Genomic DNA, 18,260 nt, shown 5'->3' on the forward strand with positions numbered 1-18,260 from the left:
CCCGGACGCCGCTGCCGCGCCCGCACGAGGATCGCCCGGCCCGGCCTGGGCAGGGCACGGTTCTTCAGGCGTAGTGCCGGCTGTTCGGCGAGCCGCCAGCTCGCCAGCGCCAGCAGGGCGGTGCCTGCCACGCTGGCGAGAAAGGACGGCATCGGACCGTGCGGGTGCAGGCCGTAGGCGGCGGGTGGCTGCTGCACCGGTGCCGAGTAGATGTACGTGCCGTAGGACAGGTCGTTGCGGGCGGCGACCTTCCACGGCGGCAGCCGGATGGCCGCCCACAGTGCCACGGCGAGGCCGCCGACCACTGCTGGCCGGCGGCGCAGCAGGCCGTACGCGCCGAGTGCGGCGATCCCGAGGTAGCGCAACGCCTCCCAGCGCAGCGTCCACAGCGAGCCGTCCCACGCAACCGGCCCGCCGGGCATCGCGGCGACGGGCACGTGCCGCGGGGTGCCGGGGATGTCGTAGGACCTCATCACCAGCAGGCTGTTCGCGGCCAGGTAGGCGAAGGGGCCGTGTGGGCGGGCGTCGGGATAGCCGGCCCAGCGTCCGATGCTCGTGCAGCCAGCCAAGCGGGACGATGACCATCGCGACGACGACGAGGCACATCTAGAACCCGGGCAGGACATGTAGGAATCGGTGCACCAGGAACCGGCGGGTCGACCTGATCGTCAGGCGGCTGCGGGTGATGAGGAAGCCGCTGATGACGAAGAAGCAGTCGACCGCGATGACGGCCGGGTCGTACCGGGCGGTGGGCGCGGGTGCGAGTCCACCGGCGGCGAGGCCGTGCTGGACGAAGACAACCAGCGCCAGCCCGATCCGGAGGAATCCGAAACTGTCGCGGCGTGGGTCGAACGCCGATGCCACCGTCTGTCGCGGCTCCGGGCGGCTCATCCGGTCCCCCCATCCCGTGTTCGGCGGGCCGGACGGCCACGGCCGCCCGGCAGTCCGGCCGGGTGGATTTGGGCCTTGGTCACGCGGTGACTCCTCGGCGAAATATAGCTATCTGTAGTCGATAAGTCATTGACGGTGACGTACCCCGCGTGGCGGGGGAGGTTCCTACTCCTGCCCTCGGGCATCCCCGTCCGGCGCAGACAACGTCGGTTACAGCGGTTTCCCTCAGGCGCCGCGGCATCGGCAGGCGGCGGTGGTCGGGCGGCCGGTCGGTTCGCCGTGTCGCGCGCGGATCCGCTCAGATGGGGATGTGTCGAGCGGGGCTGAGAGCAGGTACGACCAGCATTGCGGATGCCAACGGCAGCGGTATGGACACGATTACCGCGTGAGGCGACCCCGCTTGTCACCGAATGGCAGTTGGCGTATAGCGTCCGCTTTGTGGCTACTGTTGCTGAGCGGATACTCGACCAGCTCGCCAAGGCTCCCGAGGGATTGGACGACGGCAGGCTGGCCGCGGCGACCGGGGCGAGCCGGGGCACGGTGAACCAGGTCTGCCGGCGACTTGCGCAGACGGGACAGCTGCTGCGCGCGCAGGGCGCTGGCGGCCGCATCCTCAATCGGCTGCCGGAGGCGGCCGTCGCGACCCCCGACATCCCGGCCGGTTCCGTCCCAGCCGATCCGGCGCCGGTGAGTCTGGTTGCCGCGAGCGCCCTCGCCGCCGTGGAACCGGCTGCCGCCGTGGAACCGGCTGCCGCCGTGGAACCGGCTCCCGAGCCGGTCCTGGCCGAAGCGCAGATCGCCGACGACGCGCCAGCGGCGGAGATCGAGCCGACAGGGGACACGGAGCCGGCCCTGAAGCCGGTGTCGGTCGTCGAGCCGGTGTCGGTCGTGGAATCCGCGCCGATTCTTCCCGCGGAGCCTGTGTCAGCCATCGAATCTGAGCCGGCCGCGGGGCCTGAGCCGGCCGCGGAGTCTGTGTCAGCCATCGAATCCGAGCCGGCCGCGGGGCCTGAGCCGACCGCGGAGCTGGTGTCGGTGGGGGCGCTGGCGCCGATCGTGGCGGTGCCCGCGGAACCGGCTGCGGCTGTGATTGTGGCCGAGACGACCCCCGCGCCCGTCGGGGCAGAAGATTCGGTGGCGACACTCGGGCAGGTCCTGGCCGCCCTCGACGAGGCGATGGCCCGGTTGGGGAGCACGATCCCGCCGGGGCCGGCGAAGGCCTCGGGCGATGCCACGCCATCGGCGGACCTGCCGGGCGGTACGGTAGCCGAGCCTTTCGGGACGGAGGCGGTCCCCGCGGCGGCTGCGGCCAGCGGCGGGGACGGCGACCGGACGGGGACCGATGTTCTCCCTTCCGCGGAATCGGCCACCGACAGCGCTGTCGCGCCGGCCGAGGGCGCGGGAACGGGTCACGGGGAGGGCGATCAAGGCGTGGCCGGGGAGAGCTCCCCGGCCGCGGAGGAGGCACCGGTGGAGCGCGTGAGCGCGCCTGCGGTGCGTCGAAGCTGGTGGCGCCGCATGTTTGTACGCAACGCCGGCTGATGTAACGGTACGTGGTCGGCGGCGGCTGGTTGGCTGTCGTCAGCCTGACGTATCGAGGGCGTCGATCCGGCCGTACCGTTCGAGCGTCACCGATCTACCTGGGGAGAGCATGTCCATGCGGGCGAAATCGCTCGTCGCCGTCGTTGCGCTGTCGTCGCTGGCGCTCGTCGCCTGCGGCAGCCGGGCGGGCAGCACTGAGCCGACCACGGCCGCCAGCACGCAGGCCGGTGCGTCGAACAACACCGCCTCCGACGTCGGGGTCACACCTACCGAGATAAAAATCGGTACGATTGCCGGCCTGAGCAGCGGCTTTGGTCCAGACACGTTCTCCGCATCGCTATACGGGGCGAGGGCCTACTTCAAGGCGCTCAACGCGGCCGGCGGCGTGAACGGTCGTAGCGTGAACCTCGCCGAGTGCGACGACAAGGGCAGCCCCGACGGCAACGTCAGCTGCGCGCACAAACTCGTCGACGACGAGAAGGTCTTCGCGCTCGCCGGTGTGACCGCCTTCAGTTACGCGGGTGCGCAGTACATCAACTCGAAGAGCGTGCCCGACATCGGTGGCCAGCCCGTCGGCACCGAGTACGACCAGTACCCGCACCTGTACTCGATCTACGGTAGCTACTACCCGCGCAACGGTGACCGCCCCGGCTACAACGGCACGCTGTATGCGGGGACGGAGATCTACCGCTGGTTCAAGCAGAATCTGCGCACCAACACGGCCGGGGTCGTGTACTACAACGTCGCCCAGTCGCAGCGCTACGCCAAGTCGATCGCCGACGGCCTGCGCAAGGAGGGCTACAACGTCGTCGAGGAGGAGATCAATCTCGGGGCCCCGAACTGGGACTCCGCGGTGCTCGACCTCAAGCGGCGCGGCGTGCAGATCGTCTTCGACGCGATGGACGACGGCGGCAACGCGCGGCTGTGCAACTCCATCGAGAGCCAGAAGATGCCGCTGCAGGCCAAGGTGACCACGCCGCAGGGCTGGGCGAACAACGTCGGCCAGCTCTACAGCGCGTCGCCGACCTGCCGGAGCACGATCTACGCGACCAGCGGCTCGGCCAACTACCAGGACACCTCGATCCCCGCGGTGGCGCAGTTCCAGAAGGATCTTCAGGCGGCGGCGCCCGACCGGGTGGCCAAGGAGAACCTGTGGACCCTGGAGGGCTACGCCGCGGCCCAGTGGCTGACCGACGCGATCCGGTCCTGCGGCGCGAACGTGACCCGCTCGTGCGTCGAGGCGTACATGAACAGTGGCAAGGACTACGACGGCCACGGGCTGCTCATTCCGACCGGCCGCAACTTCACGAAGGCTGCGCAACCGCCCGCACAGGATAAGAACTGCCTGAACGTCGCCCGCTGGAAGGACTCGGCGAACGGCGGCAAGGGCGGCTGGGAAAGCCAGGTCAAGGACATGAACACGAACTGCTTTACCGTCCCGAACCTGGGCTACTCGGCAGGCTGACGGCTGGCGGCGGTGGCCGCCGAGAAGATTCGGGCCCCGGCCGGAATCCCCGTACCCGCGGGTGATTCCCGGCCGGGGCCCGCCTCGTTGCAGGGCATTCAGCGGGCCGCAGCAGACCGGTGCCGCAGCAGACCGGCCTCGAGCCTGCGCTATGCCGACCCGGTAGCTCCCATTAGGCGGAGGAGGCGGCGCCGGTAGCCGCGCGGCCGGCGAACTCGGCGGGCGTGCCGGCGAAGGACCGTTCTCCCCGGTGCAGGACGTAGACCTGGTCGGCCATGGCCAGTGCCTGCTCGGTGTACTGGTCGGCGAGCAGGACCGTGGTGCCGGAGGCGGCCACGGTCGCCAGCCAGCCGAACAGGTCCGCGGCGACCTTCGGCGACAGGCCGAGTGACAGCTCGTCGACCATGAGCACCGACGGGCGGGCGAGCAGGGCCCTGGCCAGTGCCAGCATCCGGCGCTCGCCGCCGGACATCGAACCGGCCCGCTGGGTGAGCCGCTCACGCAGCCGGGGGAAGGACTCCAGCGCCGGGGTGATGTCGGGATGCCCGCTCGTCTCGGCGATGATCTGCAGGTTGTCCCGGACCGACAGGGTGGCGAACACGGCCCGTTCGTCCGGCACCAGCATCAGGCCGCGCCGCGCCCGGTCCACGGTGGACAGCCGGGTGATGTCCTCGCCGCGCCAGGCCAGGGCGCCCGCCCGCAACGGGATCAGCCCCGCCAGTACCCGCAGCGTGGTGGACTTGCCCGCGCCGTTCGCCCCCAGCAGGGCGGTCACCTTCCCGGCCGGGATGGCGAGGTCGAGGCCGTGCAGGACCTCGACCGTGCCGTAGCCGGCGCGGGCTCCCGTCAGTGCGAGCTCGGCGGTCGCCGTCGTCAACGTGCCTCCCCGGAGTGCCCCGCCGCGGCGAGGGGTGCCTGCGCCAGGTACACCGACCGCACGGTCGGGTCGTTGCGGACCGTCTCCGGGTCGCCGGACGCGACGACCCGGCCGCCCACCATCGCATACACCTGGTCGACGACGGAGAAGACGAGGTCGACGTCGTGATCGACGATGACGATGCCGACCCCGTCGGCGGCGGTCCGCCGCAGCAGCTGCGACAGCTTGGCGGTCTCCTCGCTGTCCAGGCCGCTGGCGGGCTCGTCGAGCAGCAGGATGTCCGGGCGCGCGCACAGCGCCCGGGCGAACTCCACCAGCCGCAGCGCCCCGGTGGGCAGCGTCCCGGCGATCGTGTCGCGCACATCGGACAGGCCGAGGGAGTCCAGGACCTCCTCGACGATCTGGGTGACCGGTCCCTTCGGGGCCAGACCCAGCCGTTCGAGCACGCGCTCAGCGCTGTGGCTGATTCGACCCCGGCCCTGTGCGGACAGGCCCAGCAGGCCGCCGGCGTAGTCCCGGCGCCGGTTCTCCGCACCGACGAGCAGGTTGTCCGCGACGGTGAGGGTGGGGAACAGCGAGGGGACCTGGAAGGTCTGCACCAGGCCACGTCGGGAGCGGATGTCCGGGCGCATCTTGGTGATGTCCGTGCTGCCGAGGACGACCTTGCCCTCGTCGGGTTGCTCGACGCCGGTGAGCAGGCTGAACAGCGTCGACTTGCCGGCGCCGTTCGGCCCGATGAGGCCGGTGATCATGCCCGGTGGGGCGACGAGGTCGACGTGGTCGACCGCGGTCAGGCCGCCGTAGCGACGGACCAGGCCCACGGCCTGGAGCACGTGCCGGCTCATGCCCGGCCTCCCTCGGCTGGGTGGGCCCCGGCCCCGGCGCCGGTGGGCGTCGGGCCAGCCGGCCGCGGCACCGTCGGGCGCGGGGCGCCGTCCGGGTCGGTGGCCTGCCGCCGGCGGGCCCCCGCGGTCTGGGCGGCGGTGTACTGCTGGACCATCGCCACCAGGCTGGCGCCGAACGGCGTGAGCCGCGGGGCGTCCGCGGGCAGCCCGTCCTGGCTACCGGACAGCGGCCAGCGGGCATAGTGCCCGGCGCGGGCCGCGCCCAGGGTCGAGCCGATCCCGGGGATGCCGGTGAGGCCGGTGATGCCGGTGGTGGCCGGCAGGTGACCCACCGCGGAGATGCGCACGGGCACCGGCCGGGGGGCGCGCTGGTTGGGGTCGACGAAGCTGTCGGCGAGGTACTGGGCGAGTAGCCGGAGCCCGCCGCGAACGGCCGAGGCGAGTCCGCCGGGCATCCACCCCAGGGCGAGCGCCAGGATGCCGATGGCCAGCGTCGACGACCCGGCCGGGGCCAGCACGTCGATCGTGACCATGAAGGCGGCGGCCACGATCGCGCCGGCCGCGCTGTCCGCGCCGAACACGACGACCGCGGTGAACCACAGCAGGCTCTGTAGCGGGGCGAAGTCGTCGGCGGAGAACGAGTAGCTGCTGTGCACGAGCAGTGCCCCGCCGAGCCCGGCGACGACGGAGGAGACGGTGAACGCCAGCAGTTTGAGGTTGCGCACGTCGACGCCGACCGCGGCCGCGCCCTCGGAGTGGTCGCGCAGGGCGAGCAGGGCCCGGCCGAGCCGGCCGTGGTGCAGGTTGCGCACCACCAGCAGGCCGATGCCCAGGCAGATCAGCTCGAAGACGTAGAAGGCCTTCTCGGACAGCTCCCAGCCGAACAGCGACAGCGGGTCCAGGTACAGCCCGGTGGCGAAGGTGGGCTGCTCGAAGACGAACCGGCTCACGACCGCGCCGACGGCGAAGGTGGTCAGGGCCAGCGTCAGCCCGCGGCGCCGGATCGCCGGATAGCCGGTGATCAGGCCGATCGGGGCGACGAACAGCGCACCGACGAACATCGACACGATTCCCGGCATCGCCGGCAGGCCGAACAGGTCGCCGTTGGCGAGTTTGAGCGACAGCAGCGCGCCGAGGCCCGCGAAGCCGGCGGCCCCGAGGGAGAGCTGCCCGCTGTAGCCGGTGACGATCACCATCGACAGGAAGATCAGGGCCAGCGCCGGCACCATGAACGCCGAGCGCAGATCGGAGGGTGCGAAGGTGAGCGGCGCGAGCAGCAGCGCCCCACCGCCCAGCTTGCCGAGATAGTCCTGACGGAGCCGGACCCCGCTGACCCGTCCGGACGGCGGCGCACCGCGGCTGGAGAAGCTCGCCGTCGCGCCGGAGTCGCCCGAACCCAGCTCCCGCAGTTTCGGGACGGCCAGCAGCAGGACCAGCAGGGCGACGATGAACAGGTTCGACTGGAGCACGGTCAGGATCTGGCCGGCGTCGCCGTGCAGGGTGAACTGCTTGAGCTCGCTCTGCAGGATCGCGATTCCCAGCGCGGTGAGGACCGCGACCGGCATGCTCGACAGTCGGGCGGCCACGACCACCGCGAAGGTCTCCAGGACCAGCAGGGTCAGGCCGTAGGGGGTGAGCTGGAAGCGGGGGGCGAGCAGGATGCCGGTCAGCCCCGCCATCGTGGTGCCGGCGGCCCAGCCGGCGGCCGCGACCTTGTCGGCGGGCACGCCCGACAGCTCGGCGAGCTGCCGGTCGTCGACGACGGCCCGGATCTGGCGGCCGAAGGCGGTCCGGGCGGCGATGAGCCCGATGACCCCGGCGAACACGATGACCATGACCAGTTCGGCCAGGGCGTCGACCCCGATCCGGGTGTCACCGAACAGCCGGACCGACGAGTTCGGGAAGATGCTGGGCGCGTCGCTGCGCGACCCCAGCCCCCAGATGCCCGCGGTGATGCCGAGGCTCAGGACCAGCACGCCGAGGCTGGCGACGAGGGACTCGGCAGCGGACGCCCGGCGGCGAGCCAGCGGCCGGAACACGAGCCGTTCGAGCAGCAGACCGATGCCGGGGGACACCACGGCGAGGGAGAACACGGCGGCCAGCCAGATCGGCAGGTTCCACTCGACGACCATCTCGCGGAAGACGTAGGCCACCAGGGTGGCGATCCCGCCCTGAGCGAGGTTGAGTACGCCGTTGGTGCGATAGGTGACCAGCAGGCCGATGCCGGACAGGGCGGCGATCGCGCCCAGTGAGACGCCGGCCAGCGCCAGGTCAATGCTGGTCATCGGCCACCCTCTCGGCGTCCGCCGTCGCCGGTCGGGTCAGATCTGATCACGGGAACGCTCGCCTTCCGAGGCGCCGTCGCAACGCGGGGAGACGCCGGCGGGTCAGGCGCGCGGGCCGGGGGCGCTGATTCCCGCCGGGTGCGCGGGCCCACCCGCCACGGCGTCGCCGGTCGAGTTGAAGTAGGAATTCTGCGGCGGGGCGGCGGGCTGCTGCTGGTAGGACGCCTGGGTCGAGGTGGTGGGTGCCCCGCCGCCGGCTTCCGCGCCGGTGGTGGCGGCAGCGATGATCAGCGAGTGCAGGTCGTCGACCTGGCCGACGGTGCGGGCCTGCGCGGCCTGGGCCGCCTCGAAGCGGTCGGCGACCAGCAGCGCGCTGCCGATCAGGACTAGCGCCAACCCGCCGAAACCGCCGGATACCACGTACGGTAGCTGTAGCGCGACATCTGTCTCCTTGGAGACGCCCAGGTAGCAGCCGAGAAGCAGAACGCCGCCGGCCGCCGCCACCACCCATCCGCGCAGCGCCCGGACCACGTCGACCACCAGGCGCGACGTGGGCCGCGGATTACCGGTCCCAGCGGTCTGCTCGTCCACTTTCGTCTCCCCCATGGAGCGTCTCGTCATCGGTCGTTCGGGCGCGGTGTCCCGCCTGGCGCCCGGCCCGGTCGATGATCCGGGTCACGACAGACGTCAGATTAGTGCTCGGAGCTGAACAGGTGCTCTGTCGGGTGGCCCACGGATGTTCCCGGCGAGCTCCGGCGGCACGGGAGGCTTCCTCGCATTCGGTATACGAGGATAGGCCAACGTCCACGAGGGCGGTCAGGTATGTCCGCCTACGGACAGTCTGGGGCTTATGCCGGCGCCCGTCGACCCCAGGACGATCGGTTCGCCGCTGCCGGTCGGCCCGAGCCCGCGAACCGGCTCCGGCGGGCGGCGCTCCCGGCGCAGGCCGGCGCCCGGATCCGCCGGTGTGGCGTCCCGTCCGGGCCGTGGGGCAGGCGGGCGCAGCCCGATTCGCCCAGGCCGGAGGGCCGCGGGTCGGGGCGGGCCCGAGGGTCGGCCGCTGCCCGTCCCGGCGCCTGCGCCGGATTCGCGCCGGTCGGCGCCGCCCGCCGCCCGGCCCTCGCATCCGTTGGCGATGCCGATGTGTTGGGTTTCTCGTGCGGGAAAGTTGCCCCTTCGGGCCATCGGCGGAGATTCCGGGGTCCGGATTGCGGAAGCGGTCGCCGCGCGGGGGGCGCTGGCCCGTCCGCCTGACCCGCGGCCTGGGCGGATCAGTCCGACCGGCGGGGCTGCGCGGGAATGACGGTGGGGGCGTCGAGGACGTCGCAGAGCACCGCGGCGCCGAGCGGCGCGATGACCGAGGCATGGTCGTCGGTGGGAGACCCGGCGTGGTCGGCTGCGGACCCGACGGCCCAGGAGGCGTGGGCTCCGGCCGGCGTCTCGGCTGCCGCGAGCAGGTCCGCGCAGCGGTCCACCCAGACGCGTCGGCGCTGCCCGAGCTGCCGATCCTCCACCTCGAGCGGCCCGGGGACGCCACCCATCGCGGCCTGCAGGTGGGCCCACTCATGCGCCGCCGACCAGCTCGTGAACGAGCCCAGGTAGGCGCCGTCGTAGTCGTAGACGTGGCAGGGCCGTGGGCCCAGGTGTCGGTCCGCCACCATCACAGCCAGCCCTTCGGGGTCGGGAAAGCCTGTCATGATCACTTCGTCCCGCGGGTCGAAACTGCCTGCCGGCCGAACGGACCGGGTTGGTCCGACCGTTCGCCGGATCTGATCGTCCGGGCTGATGCCCCAGGTTGCCAGCGCCGGAGGCGCTGGTCCAGAGCCCAGAGATCGTACTTCGCTACAGGTTACGGGGTGTGCACGGTAGGCGGTAGCCCCGGGGGACGTCCGGTTTGAGCCGGTGTCGGAGGCGTCAGGTGATGATCGGGACGTTGCGCTGCCGCGGTGGCACCCCGGTCCCGCCGGAGGCCCGGCCGAACCGCCAGGCGTCGGTGACGATCTGGTCGATGCCCGACTGGGGCGAGCTCCAGCCCAGCTCGGTGCGGATCCGCCGGCTGTCCCCGATGAGCGCCTTGGGCTCGGGGACGGGCGGGCAGTGGATGCGGCGCACCGGGCGCCCGCTGGCCCGGCCGACGGCCGCCAGCACGTCGGCGATGCTCACCCCGATGCCGCTGCCCACGTTGAACACCGAGCAGCGTCCCGGCGTGGCCGCCGTCAGCGCGGCGTGGTAGGCGGCGGCCATGTCCCCGACGTGGACGTACTCCCGCAGCGCGCGCCCGTCTCCGTTGACGCGGAAGACGTCGCGGCGCCCGCTCGCCACCGCGATCGCGGCCGGGATGATCCGGCTGTCGTCCCGGTCGAAGCGCCCGGCGACGGCGCCGGCGACATTGAACGAGCGCAGGATGACCGCGCCGATCAGACCGGTGCCGGCCTGGTGGCTCAGCAGGCGCTCGGCGGCGAGTTTGGACGCGCCGTAGGGGTTGGACGGGTCCGGCGGTCGGCTCTCCGGGACGCCGGTCAGATCGACGTCGCCGTAGACGGCGCAGCTGGAGCCGAACACGAACGCGGGCGCGACCCCGGTCCGTTCCGTGCCGATCTCCAGCGCCGTGAGCAGGTTGACGGTGCCCGTCAGGTTGGCCTGGAAATAGCGCAGGGGGGCCATCCGCGACTCCCGGACCCGGGTCAGGGCCGCGAGATGGCACACCCCGTCGAAGCCTTGATCCACCCCGGCGGTGGTGAGCTGCCGCAGGTCGAGCAGGTCCGCGGCCACCACCTCGACGCCGGGCGCGAAGGCCGGCGCCGAGGAGTGGTCGCGCACCATCGCGGTCACCGCGTGGCCGTCGGCGGCGAGGGCGTCCGTGACCACTCCGCCGATGAATCCGGACGCACCGGTGACCAGAACGCGCATGTCCCGGGTCAGGACGCCGTCCGCGCGCGCACGCCGGGCAGCAGCGTCTCGCGGTGGCGCCAGGCGAGCTCGAGGCAGGCCGCCGCCGACGGAGCGATGGGCTCGGTGTCGACGAGGCGACGCAGCGAGGTGTGGGTGAACGGGATGCCCTCGGTCACCGCTCGGTTGGGCCCGGCCGTGACGACGGAACCCTCGGCGTTGCTCTGGACCATGCCGCCGAACAGCTTGTCGAAGGCATCCGCATCGATAACCACGACGGTGAGTATCTCGCCGAACAAGGTCAACGCGTCGAGGCCGATGCCGAAGTACGACACCCGCACCGAGCCGGCGCGCCGAGCCTGCTCGAAGGAGCGGAACGGCTCATCGGTGTCGTAGTCGATCGGGCTGGACGAACTGCCGTCGTGCTCGGGGTTGCCGAGCAGCTCCTCGCTGAGCTCCCGCATGATGTTGCGCCACAGGTCGAAGTCGGCCTCGTGGTGGAACGCGGTGATCCCCGACGGCTGGAACACCCCGGCAGGGATCACGTGGTAGACCCCGCCCGCGGTCGCCACGGAGCCCGCGCTGCGCCGGTGCAGGAAGAAACTTGCCTGGCCGCCCCGATCGTGCCGGATCGTCAGGGTGTTGATCGAAGGCAGGGCCACCCGGCGACCGAAGTCGAACGGGTTGCCGATGCGCGCCCGGAACGGCAGCGCGGGCCAGGACAGCCCGGTGCCGGCCATCGCGGCGGCCGCCTCGTGCGCCACCGTCTCGCACACGTCGACGGCGTCGAAGTAGGTCGTATGCCCGAAGTTCAGCGTCGGACGGTTGTCCGCCGTCACCGGCGCCGTGCCATCGCCGGCGATGTCCAGCAGCCGGAAGCTCAGCCGGTTCTCGAACAGCGTCGGCCGGTCGAGGTCGCGCATCGCCCGGGTGTAACGCTGGTACCGGGTCTGCGCGCTGCCGCCGTCGAGCAGCGGGCGGCTGCCGGCCGTCTCCGGCTCGTCTCCGCGGATCAGCGGCGGTTCGACCTTGTCCTGCCAACGCAGGGCGACTTCGTCGATGTCCACCGGCCGGTCCCAGACCCAGCCCGGACGGGCCAGCAGGCCGCTGCCGAGCCGGTCGGTCTCCGGGTAGAGCCGCACCGCGGCCCGGGCGAGGCTGATCCGATGGTGGTTGAGGTGGTCTCGGGTCAGCCGCCAGGCACGCTGGCTGGCGGCGACCTGCTCGGCCGCGGGACTGCGTGGGCTGCTGTCCCGCCTGCGGTCCGCCATCGCGCCGGGCGCCAGGCCCACGTCCTCCGGGGACAGCGCGAGGTTGCGGGCGATGTGGCGCAGCGTCGAGATGTCGTGGATGGCCCGGCGGCCGCTTTCCACCTTTGACACGTACGACTGGTCGAAACCCAGCCGATCGGCCAGTTGCTGCTGTGTCAGACCGTGGGCCTGCCGGTAAGCCCTCAGGAGCTGGCCGACGCCGACGCTGGCTGGAGTGGCCCGCGGTGGCGTCCAGAGCCAGGTGTGACCAGTCACCCGCTGTCCTCTCGTCCGACAATCGTGTTACGCGAAGTGAGCATAACGAGTCGGGCATCTGCGAGCGCAGTGACATAAATCGACCACCCCGTACGGAGGTGGTCCGGTGGCGTCCTGCAACGTCTTCGCTGCCTTGCGTTATGCAGTGCTGTTCCTGCCATCGTGGCGTTCATTGGTTGGGTAACCCGTCGGACAGATCGAGGACTACCACGACAATGATCGCGACGAGTATCCAACGGAAGAAGCCGATGCGGCTCCACACGTCGCGGGCGATGCTCCGACCGGCTCGGCCGCCGAGCACGAGCAGTGCGAGCAACGCGCCGCCGACCACGACGATGAAGATGCCGGCATTACTGTGGTCCACGCTCAAGACGATCGCATGACGGCGTTGGGTGACTACACAGGTCCTGTCGAATTGCCGCCGATCGGCCGAGAACCGCGTCATCCGCGGCGCGCACTCAGCCGGCGCGAGGTCGGTCGCGGGCGTCGTCACGTCGAGGTACTCCGGTCGCGGCTGGTGGGGGGGCGGCAAGGTGTGAGGGACATCATGCAGGATTGCGTCCGCCCCACCGCCGGATCAACACCCCCCCGGCACGGCGAACCCATCCCCTTCCGCCGCCCGCGGGATGTCGCCAGACGCGCATCTGAGCGGGCTCGTCCCTAGCCTGTTCCGGATGTCCACGGCACTTATGACCGATCACTATGAGTTGACCATGCTGCGGGCGGCGCTCCGCTCCGGGGCGGCGAACCGTCATGTGGTCTTCGAGGTCTTCACCCGTTCGCTGCCGCCCGGCCGCCGTTTCGGTGTGTTCGCCGGCACCGGCCGGCTACTCGAAGCCCTGGCGGCCTTCCGCTTCGCCCCGCCAGAGCTCGCCGCGCTGCGCGCCGCCGGTGCGGTCGACGACGACACCGCCGCCTGGCTGGCGGACTACCGCTTCCGCGGCGACATCCGTGCCTTCGCCGAGGGCGAGCCGTTCTTCCCCGGCACGCCGGTTCTCGCCGTCGAAGGGACGTTCGCCGAGTCGGTGCTGTTGGAGACGCTCGTGCTGTCGATCCTCAACCACGACAGCGCGATCGCCGCGGCCGCCGCCCGCATGGTCGCCGCGGCCGGCGGGCGGCCCTGCCTGGAGATGGGCTCGCGGCGTACCCACGAGGCCGCGGCCGTGGCGGCCGCGCGGGCGGCCTATCTGGCGGGCTTCGCGGCCAGCTCCAACCTGGAGGCGGCCCGGACCTATGCCGTGCCCAGCGTGGGGACCAGCGCGCACGCGTTCACCCTCGTCCACCCCACCGAAGCTGCGGCGTTCGCCGCCCAGGTGGCCGCGCTGGGCTGCGACACGACGCTGCTTGTCGACACCTACGATGTCGCCGAGGGCATCGCCGCCGCGGTCGCGGCCGCCGGGCCGCAGCTCGGCGCCATCCGGATCGACAGCGGCGACCTCGGCGCCCAGGCGACGGCGGCCCGCGCTCAACTCGACGGGCTCGGTGCCACCGACACCAGGATCATCGTCACCGGGGACCTCGACGAGCACGCCATCGCCCGGTTGGCGCAGGCGCCCGTGGACGGCTATGGCGTCGGGACCAGCCTGGTCACCGGGTCCGGGGCGCCAACCGCCGGGTTCGTCTACAAACTCGTCGAGGTCGATGGCATCGCCGTGGCCAAGAAATCGGTGGGCAAGACCAGTCGCGGGGGACGTAAGCGCGTGGTGCGCCGCCACGACCCCAGCGGCCGCGCGGTGGCCGACGTCGTCCTCCCCGCCTATGCGGCCGCCGTTCCCGCCGTTCCCGCCGCTCCCGCCGCTGCTGTGACCGCCGCGGCCCCGGCAGCCGGCGCCCCCTCCGCCGCCACGACCTTCGCCGCCGCCCTCCTGCCGGTGGCGGCCGACTCCGGGTTGCGATCCGGCGGGGCCCGAGACCGTGAGCTGCTCCGGCCGATCGTCGTGGGCGGCGAACCGGTCGACGCCGATCTGGTCGGCCCCACCGGCACGAGGCGGGCCCGGGAGCACCACGGCCGGGCCTTCGCCGCGCTGCCCCCGACGGCGCGGGACGTGCGTTTCGGTCAACCGTGCCTGCCCGTGGTGCACACCACTCGCGTGTGACCCGTCCCGCGTCGGACCTGTCCTGGGTCACCGCGAAGCCGCTACGGGGAGGGGGCCGTGTGCGGTGAGGTGGGCATGGCCAGACTGGAGGGGTGCCGCCTGCATCGCCGCCGAATCAGGTTCGCGGTCCGCATGACGGCGACGACGGGCGGCCTCACGGTGATGTCGCCGGGCCGCCGGTTGTCGCCGTCAGCGTGGACCTGGTTCTGCTGACCCTGCGCGGCGGCCGGCTCTGCGTCCTGCTGATCCGCCGGGACGACCCGCCGTTCGACGCGCCCTGGGCCCTGCCCGGCGGATTCGTCGACGGCGATGAGGACCTCGACACCTCGGCGTCGCGCCGGTTGTGGGCCGAGACCGGGGTGACGATGACCGGCCATCTGGAGCAGCTGCGCACCTACGGTGGCCCGCATCGCGACCAGCGGGCGCCCCGGGTCAGCGTCGCCTACCTCGCCCTGTTGCCGAACCTGCCGTCGCCGCCGCCCGGCTCCGACGGCCCCCGTGCGCGGTGGTGGCCGGTGGCGGACCTGGGCTCCGCGGACGGCCCCATGCTGGCCCTCGACCATCCACGGATCGTCGCCGACGGGGTGGAGCGGGCTCGCGCGAAGCTGGAGTACACCCCGCTGGCCGCCGCCTTCTGCGAGGACCGATTCACCCTCGCTGACCTGCGCCGCGTCTACGAGGCTGCCTGGGGCGTCGCGCTGGATCCGCCGAACTTCCGGCGCAAGGTGCTGTCCACGCCCGGGTTCGTCGTCCCACTGGGCCAGCGCACCTCCCCGCGCGGCGGCGGCCGGCCGGCCGAGCTGTACCGGCGTGGCTTGGCCACGGCGCTGCACCCGCCGCTGCTGCGTCGCTCGGTCTGACCGTCGGCGCCGTGCCGCGCCGTTGCACGCCGTGACCGTGACATGCTCCGTTGCATCTCACCGTGCCCGGCAGCGGGTCAGGGCGCGGGAATGGCGTAACAATAGGCCTCGTGTCTGTCACCGCCGTGTCGCCACTTGACGTCGAGGAAGTCGACGAGGCCCTCGACGACGAGCGGCCGTGGGTCACGATCGTCTGGAACGATCCGATCAACCTCATGTCGTACGTGACCTACGTCTTCCAGAAGTTGTTCGGCTACAGCAGGTCGAAGGCCACCGAGCTGATGCTCGACGTCCACCAGAAGGGACGCGCCTCGGTCGCCACCGGCACCAGGGAGGAGATGGAGGCCGACGCGGAGCGCCTGCATGCCTACGGGCTGTGGGCGACGATCGCCCAGGACTGACCAGCCCTCCAGGCCGGGGATACAGGACTAGCCGCGCGAGTCCTGTGTGGCGCGAGTCCTGTGTGGCCAGTGGCCGCAGGGGGCTCGATCGGGTGGCAGGCGGGCGCTTCGGGGTTCGATGCGCTTCGTCGGCCGCGGCATCCTTCGCATCTTTATGTGACCAGTTGTGCACGGAATCGTGCCGAGATCTGGTTGCGGTTTTCGGCCGTAAAACCGTACGTAAGCCTCGGCACGATCTGGCCGCAATATGGCCGCGTATCGAGCCGGCCGCGGACCGGGCCGGCCGGAAGCCGGGCTGGCGGGCGGCGGCGGCCGCGTGGGGCTCGCGCACGTCCAACCCGGTCACTCCGTCCGGCCAACGTTGCCACAAAGGGCTAGCTGGATCGGGTGTGGGTGGGGCGAGGTCGGCCGCCGTCGGCGGGCGGCGCCGGCGCGCGCCGGCCGGTCGGGGTGGCGGTCGGCGCGTGATTCTGACCGGGGAGGACGGAATGCCGGGGGCCGGTCAGTCCGGCCTCGAGCGGGGGTTCGACAATGTGCTCGGTGGGCCGTGAAGGCGCGGGCGAGATTCGTCCGGATCGGCCCTGGAGAGCCGCGCGGCGACGGTTCCGAAAAGTTCGGCAACCGGTATTCGTAATTCATTTCACGAATCATTACCTGTCGCTGTTCGGTTCGGCTGGCCTCTTACGATGAATCCGGGCTGTGTGTATCGGCTGTCCGCGAAAATTCGACCAACTGGCCCGGAATATTCCGGGTAATCGCGGTCCCGCCTTCGCCGACGGGCGTCGAGTGGCCGCCGGATGACTCCGCTCGGTGCCGGGTCCAACAGCTTCTGTATCGCAAAATCATCCAGATTCCGGGTGGATCGATCGAGCTACCTCTTACGTGGGGTCACCACCGAAGGCGCCCGCAGGACGGCCGCGGGGGTACCCGCCGCAGGGCGCGCAGCGGCCGGTGGGCGCCGGCTCGCAGCCGCGCCAGGCCCCACAGCCACCGCCGCTGTGGCCGTGCTCTCGTCGGCCAGCCGGTGCGCCGAGCGCGCCGAGCGCGCCGAGCGCGCCGAGCGCGCCGAGCGCGCCGAGCGCGCCGAGTGCGGCGAGCGCGGCGCGCGGGGCACTCCGCCGACTGGACTAAGCTGGCTGTGGTCATCTGCCGACCGTCCGCCGTGGTCTCGCCGTGCGCCCGCCGCTCCTTCTCCGGGCGCGGTGGCACCGCGGAACCCGGCGAGCGAATGGTTTGAGCCGCCGCGGCCGCGTTGAGCGGTGACCGGTCAGTGATCCGCGGGCGGGTGCCGCGGACGAGGGGTGATGGAGGGCACGACGTCGTGGCTGCTGACGGTTTCCGTCGCACCCGGGCCGGGATCGAACTGCGGCTGCCGCGGTGGGAGTCGGCGTTGCTGTCCCAGCTCGTCGGTCAGATCGAGGCGCTGCTCGAACCACCGCCCGTCGAGGATCCGCTGGAGGCGTTGGTCGGGCTGCGTGACACCGCCCCGCCGCCACCGGAGGACCCGGCGATGGCCCGGTTGCTTCCCGACCCGTACCCGGACGACCCGATGGCCTCCGGGGACTTTCGTCGCCGCCGCACCGACGACCTGCTCGCCCGCAAACGGGACGCGGCCCGCCGGGTCCTGGCCGCCATGCCTGCTCCCGGGGTCGCGCTCGTCCTCAGCGAGGACGCCGCCCAGGACTGGCTGACCACTCTGAACGACCTGCGGCTGTTCCTGGGCACCCGCCTCGCCCTGACCGACGACGACTCCACCGACGAGTTGGAGTCCATGGATCCCGAGGATCCTCGCTACCCGCTGGTGGCGACGTACGTCTTTCTGACCGGGCTGCTCGACGAGCTGACCCGGACGCTGGACTAGGCCGCCCGCCGCGATTGCGGCCGACCGGGACGGTCTCGTCGCCAGGACCGCCCAGACCGCCCCTTCCGCGTCGTACGGTGGGTCAGTGCTGCGTATCGACCGTGCCTGTTACGAGGCGATCGTCGCCCATGCCCGCCGTGATCATCCCGACGAGGCGTGCGGGGTCGTCGCTGGCCCGGCGGGTTCGGATCGGCCGGAGCGGTTCATTCCCATGGAGAACGCCGAGCGCTCGCCGACCTTCTACCGCTTCGATCCGATGGAGCAGCTGCGGATCTGGCGGGAGATGGACGACCGCGACGAGGAACCCGTCGTGATCTACCACTCGCACACCGCGACCGAGGCCTTCCCGTCCCGCACGGACATCTCTCTCGCCGGTGAGCCCGGCGCACACTACGTGCTGGCCTCCACCCGGGAGTCCGACCAGACCGAGTTCCGGTCCTTCCGGATCGTGGACGGCGTGGTCACCGAGGAGCCGGTGGAAATCGTCTAAGGACCTGTGACGTTGCAGTGGCGGGGTCGGCCGTTCGTACGGCACGGCGAGGGGGGTGACGGCGTGGCCGGTTCCGGCGATGCGGGCTATATAGGAACACTGTCCGTGTCCGCGCGCGCGGAACGTGGGACAACCGCCGCGTCGTCGGGGCATCCTGGGCCTGCGAGCGGCGCAGCCCTCGCGCCGGCGCGTTCCCAGGCGCCTGTCGCAACGTCCCCGCCCGCGTAAGATC

At 71.8% G+C, this 18,260-nt stretch carries 16 protein-coding genes and 1 pseudogene; 7 read left to right on the top strand and 10 right to left on the bottom strand.

The window, feature by feature from the left end; translation table 11 throughout:
• Together NBZ83_RS18095 and NBZ83_RS18100 are read right to left on the bottom strand one after the other, a co-directional pair.
• Nucleotides 1–569 (bottom strand): annotated as a pseudogene (locus tag NBZ83_RS18095) (hypothetical protein); the annotation flags it as partial.
• Nucleotides 570–606: 37 nt separating this feature from the next.
• Entirely contained in the window at nucleotides 607–891 is a 285-nt protein-coding gene (locus tag NBZ83_RS18100) for an acyltransferase family protein (protein WP_261567104.1), read from the bottom strand.
• 438 nt (nucleotides 892–1,329) lie between these two features.
• Between NBZ83_RS18100 and NBZ83_RS18105 the strand changes: the two genes are divergently transcribed.
• Both NBZ83_RS18105 and NBZ83_RS18110 read left to right on the top strand, forming a co-directional pair.
• The gene (locus NBZ83_RS18105; RefSeq protein WP_261575456.1) at nucleotides 1,330–2,433 is read left to right on the top strand and encodes a helix-turn-helix domain-containing protein; all 1,104 of its coding nucleotides are present in this window, start codon (nucleotides 1,330–1,332) and stop codon (nucleotides 2,431–2,433) included.
• Between the two features lie 115 nt (nucleotides 2,434–2,548).
• The gene (locus NBZ83_RS18110; protein WP_261567106.1) at nucleotides 2,549–3,898 is read left to right on the top strand and encodes an ABC transporter substrate-binding protein; all 1,350 of its coding nucleotides are present in this window, start codon (nucleotides 2,549–2,551) and stop codon (nucleotides 3,896–3,898) included.
• Nucleotides 3,899–4,070: 172 nt separating this feature from the next.
• Here the strand turns inward: NBZ83_RS18110 and NBZ83_RS18115 are convergent, their stop codons facing one another.
• The 8 genes from NBZ83_RS18115 to NBZ83_RS18150 all read right to left on the bottom strand — a co-directional run bounded on the left by NBZ83_RS18115 (nucleotide 4,071) and on the right by NBZ83_RS18150 (nucleotide 12,813).
• Nucleotides 4,071–4,775 carry an ABC transporter ATP-binding protein gene (locus tag NBZ83_RS18115; RefSeq protein ID WP_261567107.1) on the bottom strand — a complete coding sequence of 235 codons (705 nt, stop codon included), beginning with the start codon at nucleotides 4,773–4,775 and terminating at the stop codon, nucleotides 4,071–4,073.
• Nucleotides 4,772–5,620 (bottom strand): ABC transporter ATP-binding protein, encoded by an 849-nt coding sequence (locus NBZ83_RS18120; RefSeq protein ID WP_261567108.1) that lies wholly within the window; start codon nucleotides 5,618–5,620, stop codon nucleotides 4,772–4,774. Before NBZ83_RS18120 ends, NBZ83_RS18115 begins: the two co-directional genes overlap by 4 nt.
• Complete coding sequence (locus NBZ83_RS18125; protein ID WP_261567109.1) at nucleotides 5,617–7,905, bottom strand: ABC transporter permease; 2,289 nt, start codon at nucleotides 7,903–7,905, stop codon at nucleotides 5,617–5,619. Before NBZ83_RS18125 ends, NBZ83_RS18120 begins: the two co-directional genes overlap by 4 nt.
• Nucleotides 7,906–8,007: 102 nt before the next feature.
• Entirely contained in the window at nucleotides 8,008–8,496 is a 489-nt protein-coding gene (locus NBZ83_RS18130) for a transporter (RefSeq protein ID WP_261567128.1), read from the bottom strand.
• Between the two features lie 680 nt (nucleotides 8,497–9,176).
• Entirely contained in the window at nucleotides 9,177–9,602 is a 426-nt protein-coding gene (locus NBZ83_RS18135) for a hypothetical protein (RefSeq protein WP_261567110.1), read from the bottom strand.
• 217 nt (nucleotides 9,603–9,819) lie between these two features.
• The gene (locus NBZ83_RS18140; protein WP_261567111.1) at nucleotides 9,820–10,815 is read right to left on the bottom strand and encodes an NAD-dependent epimerase/dehydratase family protein; all 996 of its coding nucleotides are present in this window, start codon (nucleotides 10,813–10,815) and stop codon (nucleotides 9,820–9,822) included.
• 8 nt (nucleotides 10,816–10,823) lie between these two features.
• Nucleotides 10,824–12,320: a helix-turn-helix domain-containing protein gene (locus NBZ83_RS18145; protein WP_261575457.1), complete on the bottom strand. Its 1,497-nt coding sequence runs from the start codon at nucleotides 12,318–12,320 to the stop codon at nucleotides 10,824–10,826.
• Nucleotides 12,321–12,489: 169 nt separating this feature from the next.
• Entirely contained in the window at nucleotides 12,490–12,813 is a 324-nt protein-coding gene (locus NBZ83_RS18150; protein WP_261567113.1) for a hypothetical protein, read from the bottom strand.
• A gap of 181 nt (nucleotides 12,814–12,994) precedes the next feature.
• Between NBZ83_RS18150 and NBZ83_RS18155 the strand changes: the two genes are divergently transcribed.
• From NBZ83_RS18155 to NBZ83_RS18175, 5 genes are all read left to right on the top strand, one after another.
• Nucleotides 12,995–14,416: a nicotinate phosphoribosyltransferase gene (locus NBZ83_RS18155; protein WP_261575458.1), complete on the top strand. Its 1,422-nt coding sequence runs from the start codon at nucleotides 12,995–12,997 to the stop codon at nucleotides 14,414–14,416.
• A gap of 194 nt (nucleotides 14,417–14,610) precedes the next feature.
• Complete coding sequence (locus NBZ83_RS18160; RefSeq protein WP_261567115.1) at nucleotides 14,611–15,276, top strand: NUDIX hydrolase; 666 nt, start codon at nucleotides 14,611–14,613, stop codon at nucleotides 15,274–15,276.
• Nucleotides 15,277–15,386: 110 nt separating this feature from the next.
• A complete protein-coding gene (clpS, locus tag NBZ83_RS18165) occupies nucleotides 15,387–15,677 on the top strand; it encodes an ATP-dependent Clp protease adapter ClpS (protein ID WP_136448067.1) in 291 nt (96 codons plus the stop codon).
• Between the two features lie 1,321 nt (nucleotides 15,678–16,998).
• The gene (locus NBZ83_RS18170; protein WP_261559496.1) at nucleotides 16,999–17,538 is read left to right on the top strand and encodes a DUF2017 domain-containing protein; all 540 of its coding nucleotides are present in this window, start codon (nucleotides 16,999–17,001) and stop codon (nucleotides 17,536–17,538) included.
• 85 nt (nucleotides 17,539–17,623) lie between these two features.
• Nucleotides 17,624–18,028 (top strand): M67 family metallopeptidase, encoded by a 405-nt coding sequence (locus tag NBZ83_RS18175; RefSeq protein WP_261567117.1) that lies wholly within the window; start codon nucleotides 17,624–17,626, stop codon nucleotides 18,026–18,028.
• Nucleotides 18,029–18,260 lie beyond the last annotated feature (232 nt).

The organism is Frankia gtarii (assembly GCF_025403375.1).
Classification (GTDB): domain Bacteria; phylum Actinomycetota; class Actinomycetes; order Frankiales; family Frankiaceae; genus Frankia; species Frankia gtarii.

Bases quoted from the DNA above. Each gene is read 5' to 3' on its own strand.
- NBZ83_RS18140 (WP_261567111.1), bottom strand. From the start codon at position 10,815: ATGCGCGTTCTGGTCACCGGTGCGTCCGGATTCATCGGCGGAGTGGTC.
- NBZ83_RS18125 (WP_261567109.1), bottom strand. From the start codon at position 7,905: ATGACCAGCATTGACCTGGCGCTGGCCGGCGTCTCACTGGGCGCGATC.
- NBZ83_RS18100 (WP_261567104.1), bottom strand. From the start codon at position 891: ATGAGCCGCCCGGAGCCGCGACAGACGGTGGCATCGGCGTTCGACCCA.
- NBZ83_RS18135 (WP_261567110.1), bottom strand. From the start codon at position 9,602: ATGACAGGCTTTCCCGACCCCGAAGGGCTGGCTGTGATGGTGGCGGAC.
- NBZ83_RS18155 (WP_261575458.1), top strand. From the start codon at position 12,995: ATGTCCACGGCACTTATGACCGATCACTATGAGTTGACCATGCTGCGG.
- NBZ83_RS18110 (WP_261567106.1), top strand. From the start codon at position 2,549: ATGCGGGCGAAATCGCTCGTCGCCGTCGTTGCGCTGTCGTCGCTGGCG.
- NBZ83_RS18120 (WP_261567108.1), bottom strand. From the start codon at position 5,620: ATGAGCCGGCACGTGCTCCAGGCCGTGGGCCTGGTCCGTCGCTACGGC.